Source organism: Lentilactobacillus sunkii DSM 19904, assembly GCF_001435575.1.
Classification (GTDB): domain Bacteria; phylum Bacillota; class Bacilli; order Lactobacillales; family Lactobacillaceae; genus Lentilactobacillus; species Lentilactobacillus sunkii.
The window spans coordinates 1-3,747 of the sequence record NZ_AZEA01000052.1 but is presented as its reverse complement, the minus strand read 5'-3'; the positions used below and the strand labels follow the sequence as shown (position 1 = coordinate 3,747).

4 protein-coding genes are annotated in these 3,747 nt (G+C 42.8%); 3 read left to right on the top strand and 1 reads right to left on the bottom strand.

The features are described 5' to 3' along the window. Positions 1-31 precede the first annotated feature (31 nt). The gene (locus FD17_RS12820; protein WP_057826571.1) at positions 32-421 is read right to left on the bottom strand and encodes a hypothetical protein; all 390 of its coding nucleotides are present in this window, start codon (positions 419-421) and stop codon (positions 32-34) included. Between the two features lie 88 nt (positions 422-509). Here FD17_RS12820 and FD17_RS12815 point away from each other — a divergent pair, with 88 nt between their 5' ends. From FD17_RS12815 to FD17_RS12805, 3 genes are all read left to right on the top strand, one after another. Continuing rightward, the gene (locus tag FD17_RS12815) at positions 510-1,064 is read left to right on the top strand and encodes a GNAT family N-acetyltransferase (RefSeq protein WP_057826570.1); all 555 of its coding nucleotides are present in this window, start codon (positions 510-512) and stop codon (positions 1,062-1,064) included. A 306-nt stretch (positions 1,065-1,370) separates the two neighbouring features. Further along, the gene (nhaC, locus tag FD17_RS12810) at positions 1,371-2,768 is read left to right on the top strand and encodes a Na+/H+ antiporter NhaC (protein ID WP_057826572.1); all 1,398 of its coding nucleotides are present in this window, start codon (positions 1,371-1,373) and stop codon (positions 2,766-2,768) included. A 208-nt stretch (positions 2,769-2,976) separates the two neighbouring features. Beyond that, positions 2,977-3,603 (top strand): LysM peptidoglycan-binding domain-containing protein, encoded by a 627-nt coding sequence (locus FD17_RS12805; RefSeq protein WP_057826569.1) that lies wholly within the window; start codon positions 2,977-2,979, stop codon positions 3,601-3,603. Positions 3,604-3,747 lie beyond the last annotated feature (144 nt).

Sequence of the window (3,747 nt, the reverse complement as noted above, 5' to 3'; positions counted from 1 at the left end):
TATTACCAACAACAGATATTGTAGAACCATTTTACCGAAACGGTTGAATGCCTTTTTCCTTTGCCATCGGCGTTAATTTTGCGCTGAGAATATCCAATCCTTGAAGTGGAAAATTAAAGATTGGTGCGATGATTGCCGGCTTGCCGGGATCAGGGACAACCTGACTTTCCTTGAGGTTTGGCAGCATTTTAGCCAAATCTGTTTGGGCCAATTTGAGGGCTTTGCTATAGTACATCACTCGCTGAAATACCAGATTTTTGAACCAAAGATAATAAATAATCCCGGCAGCGGCAACGTACCAGAAGATGGTCCACGTGATGCCAATTTTGGCCGGTGAGAGAAATCCTAACGATAAAGCCAAGATAATAAAGGCACAGTATGTTAAAATGCTAATTATTGTGAGTTTTGTTTTTGTTGACATGATTAACCAACTTTCCAAGTGAAATTTGTGATACCATTTAGATATAATTATAGACAAGTTGGAAAAATATAGATAGTGAGATGAAATTTTGGAAATTTCAGTAGAGACAATTGATCGCAAAGATTATGCGGCTGTACGAACGATTATTGCAGATAGTTATGAGAACGATGGACCTAACACAGATGGTGACGAGATTGACATGATTGACCGTTTGCGTGAGAGCAGCGGCTACAATGAAAAGTTTGAAGTTGTTGCCAAGGATCGCAACGGTGAAATTGTCGGCCATGCACTGATGGTACCGGCAACGGTCCGTTCTGCCACTGTTAAGTTTCCGATCGTTTCAATCGTTGAAATCGGTGTGCTTCACGAGGATCAAAACGATGGGATCGGTCAAGAAATGGTGATTGAGCTGGAAACTCGGGCCCGTCTGGCAGGTTATCGGGCAGTCAGTGCCGTTGATAACTCGGACTTTTTCTTCAGGAATAACTACGTGCCAGCTGATAACTTTAACATTTTGCCCACTGTGAATGTTGATTTTAATGCAAATTTGATTAAGCCATTATTCGATGGCGCCCTGTACAATAAGGGCGGCAAGATTTATTATCCTGAAGAATACTTTGGGGTTAGAAGCACCAATTATTAATTGAATATTTGTTGTGCTGCATGAAGTAATCAATGCGTCTGGGTGTCAGAAAGCCGGTGGGTGATGCGAACCGGTCAGGACGAATTGGTGAACTACCGTGGCAATCTTTTTAACGGAAAATAACTAGAACCGATATCATCTAGTGAGTGAGTCGTTTTTAACGGCTAAACTGGGTGGTACCACGCAAAAGCGTCCCTTAGTCCAATTCATTTTGGACTGAGGGGCGCTTTTTGTATTTGAGTGTGGCCCAGCTGGTTGACAGAAGAATTTATCGACAATTGTTAGATTAAAACGAGGGGTGTCATGATGGAAAATGAAGTTAAAGAACCAAAAGTTGGCTTGACTGAAGGAATTATTGTTTTACTGTTTATGTTACTAATTATGGGCTTTAGTGTTATCAAGCTGGGAATTTCACCGCAAATTCCAATTTTGTTGGTTATTTTGCTGTTAATTGCCTGGGCCAAAGTCCGCCGGTTTTCCTGGAATTCTGTCAATCAGGGAATTATCGATGGAATATCAACCGGGATTATTCCAATGTTTATTTTTATTCTGATTGGGGCACTGATTAGTTCGTGGATTGCCGCTGGAGTCATCCCATCACTCATGGTGTACGGCTTTCATCTGATTAGTGCCGAGTGGTTCCTGCCATCGGTCTTTCTGGTTTGTACGATTGTTGGAACAGCGATCGGGAGTGCCTTTACCGTCGTTTCAACCATCGGGATTGCCTTTCTGGGTATGGGACTGACGATGGGAATCAACCCGGCCATGATTGCCGGTGCCGTGATTTCCGGCGCTATCTTTGGCGATAAAACATCACCGCTTTCCGATTCAACCAACTTGGCATCGGCAGTGGTTGGTGCAGATTTGTTCAGCCATATCCGTAACCTGATGTGGTCTACGATCCCTGCGTTTTTCACTTCGCTGATTGTTTTCTTCCTGATTGGCCGGACAAATGCACACTTAAATACAGCATCAATTGACAAGACCATCAACGTTTTGAACCAACATTTCAGCATCTCACTTTGGGCGTTTCTTCCTATTGTCCTGATGTTCTTGTGTGCCTGGCGGAAAATTCCGGCAATTCCGACATTGTTCATCAATATTACGGTGGCGGTGGGGATGATCTTCGTCCAAGCACCGACAACCAAGGTTCAAGAAATCGTCAATATCTTGACAAATGGTTTCGTCTCGCATTCCGGCAATAAAAATGTTGACAACTTGTTGACCCGGGGTGGGATTACCAGCATGATGGCGACGATTGCTCTGATTATTTCGGCTTTGGCATTAGGTGGCCTGTTAATGAAATTTGGCGTGATTGATGCGGTTATGGGGCCTTTGTCACGAAAATTACAATCAGATGGCTCGATGATTTTGGCAGTTGTGTTAAGCGGAATTGGTGTCAACATCTTTGTTGGTGAGCAGTACCTGTCCGTGATTCTGCCAGGAAACGCGTTCAAATCAACTTTTGACAAAGCAAAATTAGCGCCGGTTGCATTGAGCCGGGCACTGGAAGATGGCGGAACCGTTATTAACTACCTGATTCCCTGGGGTGTTGCCGGTGTTTTTGCGGCAAATACACTTCAAGTTCCAACGATTGACTACCTGCCATTTGCGATATTTAGTCTTTCTTCACCTATTTTTTCGATCATTAGTGGCTTCACAGGCATCGGCTTGAAACATTTGAAAACTCATGAAAACGTTTGAGGTTGCTGTTTTAACAAGGTTCCTTATGTAAATCATAGATTTTTAGTTTGACAAACATTACTCCTTGATTACATTAGTTACATCCGAACAGGTATTCTTAATACCCGTGATATTTTTTGGTAACTTCGTAACTATAAACTGTGTATTGTTGATCGATGAGGTCAGCAAAAATTCTAGACACAGAACACAGATATAGGAGTGTGTAATTTTGAAAAAAGTATTATCTATGATCTTCGCAACTTCAGCCGCAGCTATTGGTTTATTCTTCGCAGGATCCGCATATGCTTCAGCAAGCACAATAGTTACAGTTAAGTCAGGCGACACCGTTTGGGGAATCTCACAACAGTACAATTCCTCAGTTAAGGCTATCGAGAGTGCCAACAATCTTAAGGATGCAAATGTTATCGTTGTAGGACAAAAATTAGAAATTCCTTCAGCTAACAGTTCATCAAATACTCAAGGTAGCGCCCATGTAGCAGCTTCAACTACAACTGCTCAACAGACTCAGAGTTACAGCCAACCAACTCAGCAAACTCAACAAGCAACTACTACTCAAAGCAGCCAAGCTTCAACTTCAAGCACAACTGCTACTAGTGGTTCAGTTGCTCAACAAGCTGCCCAATTGATGGAACAAAAGACTGGTGTTTCAGCATCAACTTGGATGGCCATCAGTTACCGTGAATCAAGAAACAACCCATCAGCACAGAACCCAAGTTCAACTGCTCATGGTTTGTACCAATCACTTTACACAACAAGTAATGACTGGCGCGAACAAGTAAATGACGCAGCACGTATCTACCATTCACAAGGAATGGGTGCTTGGGCATTAAACTAAAGAAACAGAGTGCGACTAGGCACGGGTGATCCCGTAGCCTAACCGGAAAAATTGCTTAAGGAATGGTTTTTATTCCTTGAGCAATTTTTTTGGTTAGGTGCAGGGATCAGTGCCGTCGAAGCACGTTTTCTACGTATAGTCAAT